Annotated in this window: 16 protein-coding genes; 14 read left to right on the forward strand and 2 right to left on the reverse strand. The window is 70.7% G+C overall.

Annotated features, from left to right (window positions below; translation table 11 throughout):
* Positions 1 to 38: 38 nt before the first annotated feature.
* The 6 genes from lysA (at position 39) to prfA (ending at position 8,094) form a co-directional block, all read left to right on the forward strand.
* Positions 39 to 1,466, forward strand: coding sequence for a diaminopimelate decarboxylase (gene lysA / locus AB0259_RS01370; RefSeq protein WP_366221093.1), 1,428 nt, complete (start codon positions 39 to 41; stop codon positions 1,464 to 1,466).
* Positions 1,463 to 2,800 (forward strand): homoserine dehydrogenase, encoded by a 1,338-nt coding sequence (locus AB0259_RS01375; protein WP_251579236.1) that lies wholly within the window; start codon positions 1,463 to 1,465, stop codon positions 2,798 to 2,800. The genes lysA and AB0259_RS01375 overlap by 4 nt, the downstream gene beginning before the upstream one ends.
* A gap of 1 nt (position 2,801) precedes the next feature.
* Complete coding sequence (gene thrC / locus AB0259_RS01380) at positions 2,802 to 3,884, forward strand: threonine synthase (RefSeq protein WP_366221091.1); 1,083 nt, start codon at positions 2,802 to 2,804, stop codon at positions 3,882 to 3,884.
* Positions 3,881 to 4,813 (forward strand): homoserine kinase, encoded by a 933-nt coding sequence (gene thrB / locus AB0259_RS01385; RefSeq protein WP_366221089.1) that lies wholly within the window; start codon positions 3,881 to 3,883, stop codon positions 4,811 to 4,813. The genes thrC and thrB overlap by 4 nt, the downstream gene beginning before the upstream one ends.
* Before the next feature lie 163 nt (positions 4,814 to 4,976).
* Positions 4,977 to 7,004 carry a transcription termination factor Rho gene (gene rho / locus AB0259_RS01390; protein ID WP_366221088.1) on the forward strand — a complete coding sequence of 676 codons (2,028 nt, stop codon included), beginning with the start codon at positions 4,977 to 4,979 and terminating at the stop codon, positions 7,002 to 7,004.
* Positions 7,005 to 7,014: 10 nt separating this feature from the next.
* On the forward strand, positions 7,015 to 8,094 hold the full coding sequence (gene prfA, locus AB0259_RS01395; RefSeq protein ID WP_251579245.1) for a peptide chain release factor 1: 1,080 nt from the start codon (positions 7,015 to 7,017) through the stop codon (positions 8,092 to 8,094).
* Between the two features lie 3 nt (positions 8,095 to 8,097).
* On the opposite strand, the gene epsC is transcribed toward prfA, so the two are convergent.
* On the reverse strand, positions 8,098 to 8,703 hold the full coding sequence (epsC, locus tag AB0259_RS01400) for a serine O-acetyltransferase EpsC (RefSeq protein WP_251579247.1): 606 nt from the start codon (positions 8,701 to 8,703) through the stop codon (positions 8,098 to 8,100).
* A gap of 26 nt (positions 8,704 to 8,729) precedes the next feature.
* Complete coding sequence (gene cysK / locus AB0259_RS01405; protein WP_251579256.1) at positions 8,730 to 9,665, reverse strand: cysteine synthase A; 936 nt, start codon at positions 9,663 to 9,665, stop codon at positions 8,730 to 8,732.
* Positions 9,666 to 9,793: 128 nt separating this feature from the next.
* Between cysK and prmC the strand changes: the two genes are divergently transcribed.
* The 8 genes from prmC to AB0259_RS01445 all read left to right on the forward strand — a co-directional run bounded on the left by prmC (position 9,794) and on the right by AB0259_RS01445 (position 15,664).
* Entirely contained in the window at positions 9,794 to 10,684 is an 891-nt protein-coding gene (prmC, locus tag AB0259_RS01410; RefSeq protein WP_366221087.1) for a peptide chain release factor N(5)-glutamine methyltransferase, read from the forward strand.
* A 67-nt stretch (positions 10,685 to 10,751) separates the two neighbouring features.
* Positions 10,752 to 11,447, forward strand: a complete 696-nt coding sequence (locus tag AB0259_RS01415) for an L-threonylcarbamoyladenylate synthase (protein ID WP_251579266.1) — start codon at positions 10,752 to 10,754, stop codon at positions 11,445 to 11,447.
* Positions 11,444 to 12,604, forward strand: a complete 1,161-nt coding sequence (locus AB0259_RS01420; protein WP_366221086.1) for an MraY family glycosyltransferase — start codon at positions 11,444 to 11,446, stop codon at positions 12,602 to 12,604. Before AB0259_RS01415 ends, AB0259_RS01420 begins: the two co-directional genes overlap by 4 nt.
* Positions 12,601 to 13,095 carry a hypothetical protein gene (locus AB0259_RS01425; RefSeq protein WP_366221084.1) on the forward strand — a complete coding sequence of 165 codons (495 nt, stop codon included), beginning with the start codon at positions 12,601 to 12,603 and terminating at the stop codon, positions 13,093 to 13,095. The genes AB0259_RS01420 and AB0259_RS01425 overlap by 4 nt, the downstream gene beginning before the upstream one ends.
* A 201-nt stretch (positions 13,096 to 13,296) precedes the next feature.
* Positions 13,297 to 14,013, forward strand: coding sequence for a F0F1 ATP synthase subunit A (gene atpB, locus AB0259_RS01430; RefSeq protein ID WP_251579272.1), 717 nt, complete (start codon positions 13,297 to 13,299; stop codon positions 14,011 to 14,013).
* 46 nt (positions 14,014 to 14,059) lie between these two features.
* Positions 14,060 to 14,293, forward strand: a complete 234-nt coding sequence (gene atpE, locus AB0259_RS01435) for an ATP synthase F0 subunit C (protein ID WP_064001481.1) — start codon at positions 14,060 to 14,062, stop codon at positions 14,291 to 14,293.
* Positions 14,294 to 14,321: 28 nt separating this feature from the next.
* Positions 14,322 to 14,876 carry a F0F1 ATP synthase subunit B gene (locus AB0259_RS01440; protein ID WP_366221082.1) on the forward strand — a complete coding sequence of 185 codons (555 nt, stop codon included), beginning with the start codon at positions 14,322 to 14,324 and terminating at the stop codon, positions 14,874 to 14,876.
* Positions 14,876 to 15,664 carry a F0F1 ATP synthase subunit delta gene (locus AB0259_RS01445; protein WP_366221081.1) on the forward strand — a complete coding sequence of 263 codons (789 nt, stop codon included), beginning with the start codon at positions 14,876 to 14,878 and terminating at the stop codon, positions 15,662 to 15,664. Before AB0259_RS01440 ends, AB0259_RS01445 begins: the two co-directional genes overlap by 1 nt.
* Positions 15,665 to 15,719: the final 55 nt, after the last annotated feature.

Here is a 15,719-nt window from a genome sequence, read left to right on the forward strand (position 1 = left end):
CCCGGCGATCCCGTTCCCACCCCGATTGGTGCCCCTGCGTGTCCACCGCCTCCGACCGTCCCGCCGTGCCCGAGTGGCTCACGAAGCCGGACGACGCGAATGCGCTCGTCGAGGCCGTCTGGCCCGCCGGCGCCGCCCGTGACGACACCGGTGCGCTCGTGTTCGGCGGCGTCCCGGCTCCCGTGCTCGCGGAGCGATTCGGTACGCCGCTCTACGTCGTCGACGAGGACCTGATCCGGGCCCGCGCCCGCGAGGTGCTGACCGCCTTCCGGGATGCCGCGGCCCGCCACGGCGGCTCGGCTCGGGTCTACTACGCCGGCAAGGCGCTGCTGACCACCGACGTCGTCCGCTGGGTGACCGCCGAGGGTCTCGGCGTCGACGTCGCCAGCGGCGGCGAGCTCGCGGTCGCCCTGGCCGCGGGAGCGGATGCCGCACGCCTCGGGCTGCACGGCAACAACAAGCTCCCCGCCGAGATCACCCGGGCCGTCCGCGTCGGGGTCGGCTCAATCGTGATCGACTCGCTGATCGAGATCGAACGCGTCGCCGCCGAGGCCGCCGCGCAGGGCGTCGTCCAGACCGTCCTCCTCCGGGTCAACAGCGGCGTGCACGCCGAGACGCACGACTTCCTGGCGACGGCGCACGAGGATCAGAAGTTCGGCTTCGCCCTGACGGATGCCGAGGCGGCGGTCGCCCGCATCCGCGAGCTGCCCTCTCTCCGGTTCGCCGGCCTCCACTGCCACATCGGGTCGCAGATCTTCGGGACGGCCGGGTTCGCGGAGTCCGCCGCCCGCGTCGTCGAGCTCCACGCGCGCCTGCGGGAGGGCGGTGACGTGCCCCTGCTCAACCTGGGCGGCGGTTTCGGCATCGCCTACACGTCGAAGGACGACCCGACCCCCATCGCGGAGCTCGCCGACGGCATCGTCGCGGCGGTCGCCCGCGAGTGCGAGAGCCGCGGCATCCCGCTGCCCGAACTCGCCTTCGAACCCGGCCGCAGCATCGTCGGCCGCGCGGGTGTGACCCTGTACTCGGTCGGGACCGTGAAGCCCGTGCGCGTCTCAGACGAGCTCGAGCGGCTCTACGTCAGCGTCGACGGCGGAATGAGCGACAACGCGCGTCCGGCCCTGTACGGCGCCGACTACAGCGCGCGCATCGCCGGCCGACGCAGCGACGCCGAGGCGGCGCTGGCCCGCGTGGTCGGTCGGCACTGCGAGTCGGGCGACATCGTCGTCGATGCGGAGTACCTGCCGGGCGACGTGACGCCGGGGGACCTGCTCGCCGTCGCCGCCACGGGCGCCTACTGCTTCTCGCTCGCGAGCAACTACAACTATCTGACCCGTCCTCCCGTCGTCGCGGTGAGCGGCGGCGCCGCCCGGCTGATCGTCCGCGGGGAGGACGAGAACGACCTGCTGGCGCGCGACCTCGGCGTCGCACCGGCCGCATCCCGCACCACCGAGGAGTCCGCATGATCGAGCCCCGTCGCCTTCGCGTCGCCCTGCTGGGAGCCGGCGCCGTCGGGTCGCAGGTCGCCCGCCTGCTGCTCACGCACGCCGACGAGTTGGCCGACCGCGCGGGCGCCCCGCTCGACCTCGTGGGCATCGCCGTGCGCGACGTCGACGCGCCTCGCGAGGCCGACCTGCCGCGCGAGCTGTTCACGACCGACGCCGACACGCTCATCGCCGGTGCCGACATCGTCATCGAGGTCACCGGCGGACTGGAGCCCGCGCGCACGCGCATCCTCCACGCCCTCGCCTCGGGCGCCGACGTCGTCACCGCCAACAAGGCGCTCCTGGCCACCCACGGCAGCGAGATCTTCGACGCCGCCGACCAGGTCGGCGCCACGGTCGCCTACGAGGCCGCCGTCGCCGGAGCCATCCCGATCATCCGGCCCCTGCGCGACTCGCTCGCGGGCGACCGGGTGCGTCGGATCATGGGAATCGTCAACGGCACGACCAACTACATCCTCGACCGCATGGACCGCGAGGGACTCGGCTTCGACGAGGTGCTCACGGAGGCGCAGCGTCTCGGGTACGCCGAGGCCGACCCGACGGCCGATGTCGAGGGCTACGACGCCGCTCAGAAGGCCGCCATCCTGGCGAGCCTCGCGTTCCACACCACCGTCCCGCTCGAGGCGGTGCACCGTGAGGGCATCACCTCGGTGGATGCGGGTGTCATCGAGGCCGCTCGCAAGGCGGGCTACGTCGTGAAGCTGCTCGCCGTCTGCGAGCGGCTCGTCGACCAGCCCGACGCGGCGCCCAGCGGCGAGGCGATCTCGGTGCGGGTCTACCCGGCGCTGGTGCCGCGCGAGCATCCGCTCGCCTCCGTCCACGGCGCGAACAACGCCGTGTTCGTCGAGGCCGAGGCCGCGGGCGACCTCATGTTCTACGGCGCCGGCGCCGGGGGAGTGCAGACCGCCTCCGCCGTCCTCGGCGACGTCGTCTCCGCCGCACGGCGCCACGTCGCGGGTGGTCCGGGGGTCGGGGAGTCGACGCGGGCGGGCCTGCCGATCGTTCCCATCGGCCGCATCCGCACCAGCTGCCAGATCACGCTCGAGGTCGACGACCGACCGGGTGTGCTGGCCACCGTCGCGGGCATCCTCAGCGACGGGGACGTGTCCATCGCGACCGTCGAACAGACCACCTCGGGCGACACCGTCGCCCAGGGAAGCGGGGATGCCGTCGCGCACCTCGTCATCGGAACCCACACGGCCCGGGAGCAGGACCTGGCCGACACGGTCGAGCGGCTCGCTGCCACCAGCGCCGTCCGACGCGTGGTCTCGGTCCTGCGCGTAGAAGGAGACTGACATGGCACACGTCTGGCGCGGAGTCCTCCGCGAGTACGCCGATCGACTGGGCGTCACCGACGCCTCGACCGTCGTGACGCTCGGCGAGGGCGGCACGCCGCTCATCCCCGCGGCGTCGCTGTCGCAGATCACGGGCGCCGATGTCTACGTCAAGTTCGAGGGCATGAACCCGACGGGCTCGTTCAAGGACCGAGGGATGACGGTCGCGCTGTCGCGTGCCGTCGAGCACGGCGCCGAGGCGGTCATCTGCGCCTCGACCGGCAACACCTCCGCATCCGCTGCCGCCTACGCCGCGCACGCCGGGATCACCGCCGCGGTCCTCGTGCCCGAGGGCAAGATCGCGATGGGCAAGCTGAGCCAGGCGGTCGCCCACAACGGCAAGCTCATCCAGATCCGCGGCAACTTCGACGACTGCCTCGAGATCGCACGCGAGCTCGCCGGCGGCTACAAGGTGCACCTCGTGAACTCGGTCAACCCCGACCGCATCGAGGGGCAGAAGACCGCGGCCTACGAGATCGTCAGCCAGCTCGGCGACGCCCCGGACTTCCACTTCATCCCCGTCGGCAACGCCGGCAACTACACCGCCTACTCTCGCGGATACCGCGAAGAGGCCGAGCGCGGGGTCGCGACGCGCGTGCCCCGCATGCTCGGCTTCCAGGCCGAGGGGTCCGCGCCGCTCGTGCGCGGTGAGGTCGTGAAGAACCCCGAGACCATCGCCTCCGCCATCCGCATCGGCAACCCGGCGTCGTGGGACCTCGCCCTCGAGGCGCGCTCCGCGACCGACGGGTGGTTCGGGGCGATCGACGACGAGCGCATCCTCGCGGCGCAGAAGCTCCTCGCCGGCACGGTCGGCGTGTTCGTCGAGCCGGCTTCTGCGATCAGTGTCGCAGGCCTGCTCGACCGTGCCGAGGCCGGGGTCATCCCGAAGGGCGCCAAGGTCGTGCTGACGGTCACCGGACACGGCCTGAAGGACCCGCAGTGGGCGCTCCGCAACGCGGACGGCTCGCAGGTCGAGCCTCTCGTCGTGGACGCCGCGACCAGCGAGGTGGCGTCCGCGCTCGATCTCACCCGCGTGGCGGGATGACGCTCGCCGGGCGCTCCGTCGCCGTCCGCGTCCCGGCCACGAGCGCCAATCTGGGGCCGGGTTTCGACACGCTCGGACTCGCCCTGAGCGTGCACGACGAGCTCGTCGTCACCGCCCTCGACGAGCCCGGTCTCGAGATCGAGGTCACCGGCGAGGGTGCGGCGGACGTGCCGACGGATGCCTCGCATCTGGTCGTGCGCTCGATGGCGTACGCGTTCGAGGCGGCCGGCCGGCCGATGCCCGGCATCCGTTTCCGCGCGCACAACGTGATCCCGCACGGCCGGGGGATGGGGTCGTCGGGAGCAGCGGTCGTCGCCGGGCTCCTGGCGGCGCAGGGGCTCCTCGAGGGGGACGTGACGCTCGGGCCAGAGACCCTGCTGCGCCTGGCCACCGAACTCGAAGGACACCCCGACAACGTCGCGCCCGCGCTGTTCGGCGGTCTCACGATCGCCTGGATGGATCAGGACGGTCCGCAGCACAAGAAGCTCGCGGTCCACCGCGGGGTGTCACCACTCGTCTTCGTGCCGGAGTTCACGATGTCGACGTCGGTGGCCCGGGGCCTCGCCCCGCTCCACGTCACGCGTGAGGACGCGGTCTTCAACGTGTCGCGGTCAGCCCTGCTCATCGCGGCGCTCACCCAGAGCCCCGAGCTGCTCATGGCGGCCACCGAGGACAAGCTGCACCAGTCGTACCGGGCGCAGGCCATGCCGGCGACCGACGCGCTCGTGCAGTCGCTCCGCGGCGCCGGCTTCGCCGCCGTCGTCTCGGGCGCCGGCCCCAGCGTGCTCGTCCTGGCCGATGGACCGGGACGCCGCCTCGAGGCGGTCGAGTTCGCGGCGCAGTCGACGGACACGCCATGGAAACCCCTGCTGCTGGCCGTCGATGTCCGGGGTGGTACAGTGAGGGACCATACGGAGGATGCCACGTAATCACGTGAATCTGCCCTCCATCGCAATCTGCGAACCACCGCACACCCCTTCTGACGGGCCTGCGCGAATTGTGTGCCTGCGCGAACACCCCGCTGAGGAATCGGATCCGTCGTGGACGGGTCCACCTGCGGTTATGACTTTCCACATCTGAAAGGGAGAACTCGTGGAGTCCATCTCCGAGATCCAGACCGGCGACGACGTCGCCACCGACGGCACCGCCGCCGACGAGACCACTACGGACGCCGCCGCGCAGTCGGCCGCGCCCACGACCGAAGAGACCCCCGCCGAAGAGGCCCCCGTCGAGGAGGCTCCCGCTGAGGAGGCTCCCGCTGAGGAGGCTCCCGCGGAGGAGGCTCCCGCTGAGGAGGCTGCCGCGGTAGAGGCCGCCGCGCCCGTCGCCGACGAAGAGGTCGCCGCCGCCTCGCAGACGATCGACGACGCCCCCGCCGAGGAGAAGCCCGCCGAGAAGCCGGCGAAGGCCCCGCGCAAGCGCGCCCCGCGCCGTGCGAAGAGCACCGACGTGCCCGCCGCCGATGCGGCCGTCGCCGCAGACGCCGCAGAGGCTCCCGCGACCGACGCCCCCGCGACCGACGCTGCGGCCCCCGAGGCCCCGGCCGCGGATGCTCCGGCCGGCGAGGCAGCGTCCGACGAGACCCCCGCGACCGACGCAGCCCAGGCCGACGAGCCCGAGGCACCGGCCGGTGAGGCCGCGGCACCGACGGCATCCGCTGAGGACGGCGAGAACGGCGGTGAGGGCTCCGGCCGCACCCGCAGCCGCTCGCGCAGCCGCAGCCGCAACCGCAACAAGGGCGAGAACGCCCAGAACGGCGGCGCCCAGAACGGCGGCGCCCAGAACGGCAACGCTCAGAACGGCAACGCTCAGAACGCTCCGGCCGACAAGCCCGCCGTCGAGGAGAAGACCGACGACGAGCAGGGGCAGGGCCGTGGCCGTCAGCGCAACAAGCGCCGCGGACAGAACACGAACGACGAGTTCGACACCGAGATCGGCGAGGACGACGTCCTCATCCCGATCGCGGGCATCCTCGACGTCCTCGACAACTACGCCTTCGTGCGCACGACGGGCTACCTCCCCGGCCAGAGCGACGTCTACGTCTCGCTCGGTCAGGTCAAGAAGTACAACCTGCGCAAGGGTGACGCCGTGGTCGGCGCCATCAAGCAGCCGCGCGAGGGCGAGCAGTCCAGCCGCCAGAAGTACAACGCGCTCGTCAAGGTCGACGCCGTCAACGGACTGTCGGTCGAGGACGCGGCCACGCGTGTCGAGTTCGGCAAGCTGACGCCGCTCTACCCGCAGGAGCGCCTGCGCCTCGAGACGGCCCCCGAGAAGCTGACGCAGCGCATCATCGACCTCGTCGCCCCGATCGGCAAGGGTCAGCGCGGTCTGATCGTCGCGCCGCCCAAGGCCGGCAAGACGATCGTCCTGCAGCAGATCGCCAATGCGATCGCGACGAACAACCCCGAGGTCCACCTCATGGTCGTGCTCGTCGACGAGCGCCCCGAAGAGGTCACCGACATGCAGCGGACCGTCAAGGGCGAGGTCATCGCCTCGACGTTCGACCGCCCCGCGGAGGACCACACGACGGTCGCCGAGCTCGCCATCGAGCGCGCGAAGCGCCTCGTCGAGCTCGGCCGCGACGTCGTCGTGCTCCTCGACTCGATCACGCGCCTCGGCCGTGCGTACAACATCTCGGCGCCGACCTCGGGCCGCGTGCTCACCGGCGGTGTCGACGCGTCCGCGCTGTACCCGCCCAAGCGCTTCTTCGGCGCCGCGCGCAACATCGAGAACGGCGGATCGCTCACGATCCTCGCCACGGCGCTCGTCGAGACCGGGTCCAAGATGGACGACGTCATCTTCGAGGAGTTCAAGGGCACCGGCAACAGCGAGCTGCGCCTCTCGCGGCAGCTGGCCGACAAGCGCATCTTCCCCGCCGTCGACGTGAACGCCTCGAGCACCCGTCGCGAGGAGATGCTGCTCTCGGCCGACGAGGTCAAGATCACGTGGAAGCTGCGTCGCGCCCTCGCCGGCCTCGACCCGCAGCAGGCCCTCGAGGTCGTCCTCGGCAAGCTCAAGGAGACGACGTCGAACGTCGAGTTCCTCGTGCAGATGCAGAAGTCGATCCCGGCGCCCGCCGCGGGTGGCCACGGCCACGGGCACGAGAACAGCATCCGCTGATCCACCCCTCGTGTTCGAGTCCGTCCAGACGCTGATCGACGAGCACCGCGCGGTCCAGGAGGAACTCTCGGACCCCGCGGTGCACGCCGATGCGGCGCGCGCGAAGCGTGTGAACCGGCGGTACGCCGAGCTGTCGCGCATCGTCGCGGCCCACGACGCGTGGCACGCGGCCGAGGAGGACCTCTCCGCGGCCCGTGAACTCGCGAAGGAGGACGACGCCTTCGCCGACGAGGTCCCCGCGCTGGAGCAGCGTCTGGCAGAGACGCAGGAGAAGCTCCGTCGGCTCCTGATCCCGCGCGACCCGGACGATGCGCGGGACGTGATCCTCGAGATCAAGGCGGGGGAGGGCGGCGCCGAGTCGGCCCTCTTCGCCGCCGACCTCCTGCGCATGTATCTGCAGTACGCCGCGTCGCAGGGCTGGAAGACCGAATTGCTCGAGCGCAACGAGTCCGATCTCGGTGGCTACAAGGACGTCCAGGTGGCCATCAAGGGCTCCTCGAGCGACCCCGCGCAGGGCGTCTGGGCGCACCTGAAGTACGAGGGCGGCGTCCACCGCGTCCAGCGCGTGCCCGCGACCGAATCGCAGGGCCGCATCCACACCTCGACGACCGGCGTCCTCGTCTTCCCCGAGGTCGACGAGCCCGAAGAGGTGCAGATCGACCCGAACGACCTGAAGATCGACGTCTTCCGTTCCTCCGGTCCGGGCGGGCAGTCGGTCAACACGACCGACTCGGCCGTCCGCATCACGCACCTGCCGACCGGCATCGTCGTGTCCATGCAGAACGAGAAGAGTCAGCTGCAGAACCGCGAGGCGGGTATGCGCGTGCTGCGCGCGCGACTGCTCGCCAAGCAGCAGGAGGAGCGGGATGCCGCGGCCTCCGACGCCCGCCGATCTCAGATCCGCGGAATGGACCGCTCCGAGCGCATCCGCACGTACAACTTCCCCGAGAACCGGATCGCCGACCACCGCACGGGGTACAAGGCGTACAACCTGGATCAGGTCATGGACGGCGCGCTGGCCCCGCTCATCGAGTCCGCCATCGCGGCCGATGAGGAGGCGCGGCTGGCTGCCGTCGGCTCCGACGCCTGACCGTCAGATGTGGTACTCGGGCGCCGTGAGGATCGCCCGGGTGTCCTCGCCGACCGCCCGTCGCCGGGCGCGCGCCGGCACACCCACGAGCACGGAATCGGCCGGTGCGTCCTTCGTGACGACGGCGTTCGCGCCGATCACCGAGTGGGCGCCGATGACCACGGGGCCGAGGATCTTGGCGCCCGCCCCGACGGCGACGCCGTCCTCGAGGGTGGGATGCCGCTTGCCGCCGTCCCGGGTGCGCCCGCCGAGCGTCACCCCGTGGTACAGCATGACGTCGTCGCCGACCTCCGCCGTCTCACCGATGACGACGCCCATGCCGTGATCGATGAAGAACCGGCGCCCGATGCGGGCCCCGGGATGGATCTCGATGCCGGTGAGCCAGCGCGTCGCCTGCGAGAGGGCCCTGGCCGGGAACCTCCATCCCCGCCGCCAGAGCGCGTGCGCGACCCGGTGGCTCCACACGGCGTGGAGCCCCGGGTACAGCAGCGCGATCTCGACGCCGCCGCGTGCCGCGGGGTCGCGGAGCTTCGCCGCGGCGACGTCCTCGCGGACGGCGCGCACGGCGGCGACGAGGGTGCGGCGGAGGGAACGGGCGATTCCGGGCACAGCGGACCTTTCGAGACCGGACGGGATCAGTCGCGGAACTCCTCGAAGAGCGCCGTCGACAGGTACCGCTCGCCGAACGACGGGATGATCACGACGATGTTCTTGCCCTCCGCCTCGGGGCGCGCCGCGACCTGGAGGGCTGCCCAGATGGCCGCGCCCGACGAGATGCCGACGAGGATGCCCTCGCTCGTGGCGACCTTCTTGGCCGTCGCGATCGCGTCGTCGAAGGTGACGTCCTGGACCTCGTCGATGACGCCCTGGTCGAGGATCGGCGGGATGAAGTTCGGGCCGATGCCCTGGATCTTGTGCGGCCCGGGCTTGCCCTCGGTCAGCAGCGGGGAGTCCTTCGGCTCGACCGCGACGACCTTGGCGGCGGGCACACGCTCCTTGAGGACCTGGCCGACGCCCGTGATCGTGCCGCCCGTGCCGATGCCGGCGACGAAGTAGTCGACGGCGCCGTCGGTGTCGCGCAGGATCTCCTCGGCGGTGGTCTTGCGGTGGATCTCGACGTTGGCCTGGTTGGCGAACTGCTTCGCGAGCACGGCGCCGGGGGTCTCGGCGGCGATGCGCTCCGCCTCGCCGACGGCGCCCTTCATGCCGAGCGAGGGATCGGTGAGAACGAGCTCGGCGCCGTAGGCGCGCAGCAGCATCCGACGCTCGATCGACATCGACGACGGCATCGTCAGGACGACCTTGTAGCCGCGGGCGGCGCCCACCATGGCGAGGGCGATGCCGGTGTTGCCGCTCGTGCCCTCGACGATCGTGCCGCCGGGCTTCAGCTCGCCGGACGCCTCCGCGGCGTCGACGATGGCGATGCCCAGACGGTCTTTGACCGAGGAGGCGGGGTTGTAGAACTCGAGCTTGGCGAGGATGGTCCCCGGCAGTCCCTCGGACACCCGGTTCAGCCGGACGAGGGGTGTGTTGCCGAACGCGCTCGTGATGTCGGAGTGGATGCCGGTCATGGGATGCCTTCCGTGCGGGTGGGGTCGTCAGGTGCGGCTCAGGGGACCGCGATGCGCCCCAGCCTACGGTCCCGGCGACCCGTGAAGCCCTCTGTGACGCTGCGGTGGGCGGTATCCTGTGACTTCCCATGTCGACTTCACGGACTTCCGACGCGCCCGCCGGCAGCGACCTCGCCCCCCTTGTGCGCCACGCCGCAGAGCGGCTCGCCTCGGCCGGCGTCCCTTCCGCTGCCGTCGACGCCGAGCTCCTGGCCTCCCACGTCCTCGGGGTGAGCCGGGGCGAGCTCGCTGCGGCGATGATGCGCGGCGATCGGATGCCGGAGGCCGCCGCGACCCGCTTCGCTGAACTCGTCGCGCGCCGCGCCGCGCGCGAGCCCCTCCAGCACCTGACCGGAACGGCCCCGTTCCGGCACCTCGAACTCCGCGTCGGTCCCGGGGTCTTCGTGCCGCGTCCCGAGACCGAGATGGTCGCCCAGCTGGCGATCGACGCGCTGCGCGCGGCCCCGGGACCCGGACCGATCGCCGTCGACCTCGGTACCGGCAGCGGAGCGCTGGCGCTCTCGCTGGCCACCGAGGTGCCGCACGCGCAGGTGCACGCGGCCGAGAACTCCGTCGATGCGTTCATCTGGGCGAAGGAGAACTTCGCCGTGCATGCGCCGCACGCCCGGCTCGCCTTCATCGACCTCGCCGATGCGTTCCCCGAGCTGGACGGCACCGTCTCCGTCGTGGTCTCGAACCCGCCCTACGTGCCCGACGACGCCGTCCCGCGCGACCCCGAGGTGCGCTTCTGGGATCCGCCGGCGGCGCTGTACGGCGGTCCCGACGGGCTCGACGTCGTGCGCGTGCTCTCCGGGGTCGCGCTGCGGCTGCTGCATCCCGGCGGCACGCTGGTGATCGAACACGGCGAATGGCAGGGGCCCGGCATCCGCGACCTGTTGACGGCCGACGGATGGCGCGGCGCCGCCACGCACCGCGACCTCACCACCCGCGACCGCGCGACGACCGCCCTGCGGCCCTGAACCCGGGTGACGTCCTGCGCCGGTTCGCAGGCGGTCCCGAGCCCCCTCCTCGTAGAATGCTGCGGATATGTCTCCCGTCCTCGACTGCCGTGACGCCGGTCAGCTGCTTCCCGCTCTGCGCCAGGCGCGCCAGGCCATCGGCCGCGGCGAACTCATCGTGATGCCGACCGACACCGTCTACGGCGTGGCCGCCGACGCCTTCAACGCGTCGGCCGTCGCCCGCCTGCTCGCCGCCAAGGGGCGCGGTCGCCAGTCTCCGCCGCCGGTGCTCGTCTCCGGACCCGACACGATGCGCGCCCTCGTCGCCGAGGTGCCCGAACCCGTCGAGCGTCTCGTGGAGCGGTTCTGGCCGGGCGGACTCACGATCGTGCTGCCCGCGCAGCCCTCGCTGCAGTGGGATCTCGGCGAGACGCGCGGCACCGTCGCGGTGCGCATGCCGGACGACGCCTTCGCCCTCGAGCTGCTGCAGGAGACCGGTCCGCTGGCGGTGTCGAGCGCGAACCTCACGGGCAAGCCCGCCGCCCTCGAGATCGAGTCCGCGATCGAGATGCTCCGCGACAGCATCTCGGTCTACCTCGACGGGGGGCTCGTCGACACCGGCGTCGCCTCCACCATCATCGACGCGACGGGGCTCGTCGGGCGTGACCAGCGACCCGTGGCGGTGCTCCGCGACGGCGCCGTGTCGCGCGCCGACCTGCGCGAGGTGCTCGGCGACCTGCTCGAGCCGGACCCTGTCTCACCCGACGAATCCGACGCCGCGTGAGGGACTACCTGCTCGCGTTCGTGATCACCGGCGCTCTGACCTTCGCCTTCTCATGGGTCGTCTGGCGCCTGGCGATGAAGTTCGGGCTCCACCCGGCGATCCGCGAGCGGGACGTGCACAAGACCCCCACGCCGCGGCTCGGGGGAGTGGCGATGTTCATCGGCATGCTCGGGTTCTTCGTGCTGTCCTCGCAGCTCCCCGCCTTCGCCATCGTCTGGCAGGAGCCGTCCATGGTGTGGTCGCTCCTGGGCGCCGCAGCCCTCATGGTCGTGGTCGGCGTGGCCGACGACCTGTGGGACCTCGACTGGATGATCAAGCTCGGCGCCCAGTTCGTCGCCGCCTGGATCGTCGTGTCGCCCGGCGGCATCCAGATCTTCTATCTTCCCGTCGGGCAGCAGGTCGTCGTCTCCAGCTGGGTCAGCATCAGCCTGTCGATCCTGCTGATCGTGATCGTCATGAACGCCGTCAACTTCATCGACGGGCTCGACGGCCTGGTGGCGGGGGTGTGCCTCATCGCCAATGCGGTGTTCTTCGCCTACTCGGCGATGCTCGTGCGCGACTTCGACAACAGTGAGCAGAGCAACACCGGGGTGTTCATCGCCATCGTGCTGCTCGGGATGTGCGCCGGATTCCTGCCGTTCAACTGGAATCCGGCGCGCATGTTCATGGGGGATGCCGGTGCCCTCCTCCTCGGGCTGATGATGGCGTCCTCGGCGATCGTCGTCACCGGGAACCTGCCCCCGAACCTGCTCAGCGACAACGACCTCTTCGGCCGGTCGCAGCTGCTCGGTGCGTTCATCCCGGTGATCCTCCCCGTCGTCATCGTGCTGCTGCCGCTCGTCGACTTCGGACTCGCGGTCGTGCGCCGTATGGCGCAGGGGAAGTCGCCGTTCTCTCCTGACCGCAAGCACCTCCATCACCGGATGCTCGACATGGGGCACACCGACCGCAACGCGGTCTTCGTGTTCTACGCGTGGACCGCCGTCGTCTCGCTGTCGGTCCTCCTCATGTACATCGGCACCACGAAGGGCTGGCCGGGCCGCTACTGGCCGGGCGTCGCCTTCCTCGTCATCGGATGCATCGCCTGCGTCCTCGTCACCTTGCCCCCCGCGCGCCGTACCCGACCGGTGGCGCCTGAACAGAAGGCCCTCTCGTGAGCTCCCTGTCCTCCACCTCCATGCTGCGCACCGCCCTCGTGTGGTCCGGAATCGTCACCGCCGTCCTGCTCATCGCCGGGGGAGCGGTCGGACTGCTCGTGGCCGGGACGTCGGGGCTGTGGAGCGCCCTCGTCGCCGTCCTCATGGCGGCGGTGTTCCTCGCCTTCACGATCGTGTCGATCCTCATCGCCAACCGGTTCTACGGCGATCCGCTCTTCGTGCCGATCTTCTTCGGGTCGGTCATGGGTGGGTGGATCCTCAAGTTCGTGGTGTTCCTCGTCGTGCTGTTCGTCCTGCGCGATCAGCCCTGGCTGACGCCCTTGGTCTTCCTCATCTCCCTCGTCGTCAGCATCGTCGCCTCGCTCGTCGTCGACGTCGTCGTGATGCTCCGGATGCGCACCTCCGCCGTCAGCGACACGACGCTGCCCACCGCGGCCGAGGTGGAGGCCGGTGAACGCCGGCCCGGGGACTCGGCGGCGCCTCGGGACTGATAGGCTGTTCTCCGAGCCCGCCTGATCCCGACGGGAACGTCTGCGGAGTCAGCTCACCGACCATCGTCGCCCGATCCTTAGATCGACGCCCCGAAGCTGGAGCCAGCGCTGTTTACTCAAGCTGCGACCCTGATCGCTACTGCCGCCCAAGATGCCCCTGAGTTCCACGGGCCGTCCATCTCGGAGTTCTTCCCCGACGCGGTGATCCAGATCGGCGGACTCGTGATCCACCGGATCCACCTGATCCAGATGCTCTCGACGGTCGCCATCGTCCTCATCTTCTGGCTCGGCACCCGTCGCATGACGGTCGTCCCCGGTCGCTTCCAGAGCGTCGTGGAGATGGGCCTGGACTTCGTCCGCGTCAACATCGCCGAGGACCTTCTGGGCAAGAAGGACGGCCGCCGCTTCCTGCCGATCCTCACCACGATCTTCTTCATGGTGCTGTTCATGAACATCACGGGTGTCATCCCGTTCCTGAACATCGCGGGCTCCTCGATCGTCGCCGTCCCGCTGCTGCTGGCCCTCGTCGCGTACGTGACCTTCATCTACGCCGGCATCAAGGCGAGCCCCGGCAACTTCTTCCGGAACTCGCTCATGCCTCCCGGGCTGCCGTGGTTCCTCTACATCCTGATCATCCCGCTCGAGTTCCTCTCGACCTTCATCATCCGACCCGTCACGCTGACGCTGCGTCTGCTGATGAACATGATCGTCGGGCACCTCATGCTGGTCCTGTTCTTCGCAGCGACCCAGTTCTTCCTCCTCGATATCGGCGGCTGGTTCTCCGCCCTTGCTGCAGGCACGCTCGCGTTCGGGTTCGCCTTCACGCTGTTCGAGATCTTCGTCGCCTTCCTCCAGGCCTACGTCTTCGCCATCCTCACCGCGGTCTACATCCAGCTCGCGGTGGCAGAAGAGCACTAAGCGGTCCGGCGCACGCCGAACCATCCAACCGAAAGGAAACACCTCCGTGGACGCAACTACGGTTCTCGCCGCCCTCGAGGGCAACGTCGCGACGATGGGCTACGGCCTCGCCGCCATCGGTCCCGCCATCGGCGTGGGCATCGTCGTGGGCAAGACGATCGAGGGCGTGGCCCGTCAGCCCGAGCTGGCCGGTCGTCTCCAGGTCCTGATGTTCATCGGTATCGCCTTCACCGAGGCGCTCGCCTTCATCGGCATCGCGACCTACTTCATCTTCGTCTGATCCCCGAACAGATTCCTAAGGAGACAGGATGCTGAACGCTCTTGTCGCGTACGCCGCAGAAGAGGGCGAGGCGCACAACCCGCTCATTCCCGCGTGGTACGACATCATCTGGTCGGGCGTCTGCTTCGTCGTGATCCTGTTCGTCTTCTGGCGGGTCGCCCTGCCGAAGATGCAGGCTCTGCTCGACCAGCGCGCTGCCGCCATCGAAGGCAACATCGCAAAGGCCGACGAGGCGCAGCGCAAGGCGGAAGCCGCCCTCGAGCAGTACACGGCGCAGCTCGCCGAGGCTCGCAAGGAGGCCGGTGAGATCCGTGAGGCCGCCCGCGAGGACGGCAAGAAGATCGTCACCGAGGCCAAGGACACCGCTGCCGCCGAGGCCGCGCGTCTGACCGCCGCGGCGCACTCCCAGATCGAGGCCGAGCGCCAGAGCGCGCTCGTCTCGCTCCGCAGCGAGGTGGGCACCCTCGCCCTCGACCTCGCCGGCGGTGTGATCGGTGAGACCCTGTCGGACGACGCCAAGGCCCAGGCCGTGGTCGACCGCTTCCTCGCCGACCTCGAGGCATCCGAGAAGGCGGCCAAGTAATGGGCAGCGCGACCACTCAGGCCCTCGCGGCGACGACGTCGGCCCTGCAGGCCGCGCCGGGCGTCGACCTCGACGTCGCCCGCGAGCTGTTCGCCGCGGTCCGCGTCCTGGCCGGCTCGTCGCAGCTGAGCGGCGCGCTCTCCGATGCGTCGGCGCCTGCGGAGGGGCGGCAGAAGGTCGTCGCGAGCGTGTTCGGCACGTTCGCGCCGGCCACGGTCGCCGTCCTCGACGCCGCCGTGCGCGAGCGGTGGTCTTCGGCCGCCGATCTGCTCACCGGCATCGAGGAGGCGGGCATCCGTGCCGCCGCCATCGCAGCGCCGCAGGCCGACATCGAAGCCGAGCTGTTCTCGGTGGCCCGGACGATCGCGGCCAACCCCGAGCTCGAACTCGCGCTCGGCAGCCGCCTGGGTGAGGCATTTGCCAAGGGCGCCCTCATCGAGAAGCTGCTCGCCGGTCGGGCCGCCGAGCCGACGGTCATCATCGTGGCCTCGCTCGCGCAGCTCCCGCGGGAGCGGCGCTTCCGCTCGATGCTCAGCTGGGCGCTCCGCGTCGTCGCCGACCAGCGCGGACGGGCGGTGGCGACGGTGTTCGCGGCCGCCGAGCTCACGCCGGCGCAGACCGAGCGGCTCCAGCGGACGCTCGCTGCGCGCTACGGCACCGAGGTCTCGCTCAACGTCGTCATCGACCCGGACGTCGTCGGCGGCATCCGGATCGAGATCGGCGACGACGTGATCGACGCCACCGTCTCGTCCCGACTGGGCGACCTCCGCCAGCGTCTGGCGGGCTGACTCTTCCCGCTCCACCGAGGAGCGGACCCGGCAGGCCAGGTGCCCGCCACAAGAC

It is taken from the genome of Microbacterium sp. NPDC080005 (genome assembly GCF_040702445.1).
Taxonomy (GTDB): Bacteria; Actinomycetota; Actinomycetes; order Actinomycetales; family Microbacteriaceae; genus Microbacterium; species Microbacterium oleivorans_D.